This is a genomic window from Methylobacterium frigidaeris, from assembly GCF_022179185.1.
Lineage (GTDB): Bacteria > Pseudomonadota > Alphaproteobacteria > Rhizobiales > Beijerinckiaceae > Methylobacterium > Methylobacterium frigidaeris.
This window is the reverse complement of record NZ_BPQJ01000129.1, coordinates 1-916: the sequence shown is the minus strand read 5'-3', so window position 1 is coordinate 916 and position 916 is coordinate 1. Positions and strand designations below refer to the sequence as shown.

Here is a 916-nt window from a genome sequence, read left to right as displayed (position 1 = left end):
GCGCCGAGATGCGGCCGGCGGAAGTAGAAGAAGTCGTTTTCTGTGCTCGCCGGGCCGATCCGGATGCCGGTGGTGAGCCGCGGCACGTCGGTGGCGAACAGAAGGCCGGACGGGGAGACCTGCCGGGCGATCGTGCCGAGGAGGCGCTCCGCGTCCGCTGTCCGGCTCAGGGCTCGGTAGGTCAGCGCGGCCTGGGCCGTGCCCTCGACCCAGAGACCATCGCGGTCCTCGTTGAAGTCGAACCCGCCCGCCGCGGCGAGATGGGCCTCGGCGTAGGCGACTGGCCTCTGCCACGCCGCGGGAGCATCTGCGACGCCGATCAGAGGCCAGAGCTGCGTGTCGAGGGCGACGTGGTCGGTCGGCTGAAGTTGCCCCTCTGGCGTCGTGCCGAGGCGGAACACGCCGGGACCCGGGGCGTAGACGGCGTCTAGGAAGCGTCGCGCTATCGCGGCGGTGCGGGCATCCTCCGGCCGGCCCTCGAGCCGGTGAAGCCAGGCGGCCACCGCATGCACGTCGAGATTGTGCTCAGTGGATTTCCACGCGAGGACTGTCTGCCCCGGGTCGAAGCCGTCGCACCCGCCCGAGAAGCCCTCCGGCGCGTGGGCATCCGCCGCGTTGGCGGTGATCCAGCCCAGCATGCGCCGGGCTCCCGCGCGGTAGCCTGCCCCCTGGGCGCTCCCGTCGAGGTTCAGCAGCGCCAGGGCGGCCCAAGCGACGTTGCCGGTCGCGGTGCCGTCCTGATAGGCGTCCTCCGCCCATAGTTTCTGCCGCGCGTCCCACCAGCCGGGCAGTAGGGCTGCTCCCTCGGGGACCGGGCCGGCCCGGTAGGCATTGCGGATCCGGCCGTCTGTAAAGGTCCGGTCGTGGCCGAGGGCGTGCAGCAGGGCGTCGCCGATGCGGCGGGCGCGCGGGAGGT

At 72.6% G+C, this 916-nt stretch carries 1 protein-coding gene; it reads right to left on the bottom strand.

Annotated features, from left to right (window positions below):
• Positions 1–916: hypothetical protein (locus MFF64_RS36545; protein WP_238193914.1), on the bottom strand; the 916-nt coding region annotated here is incomplete at both ends.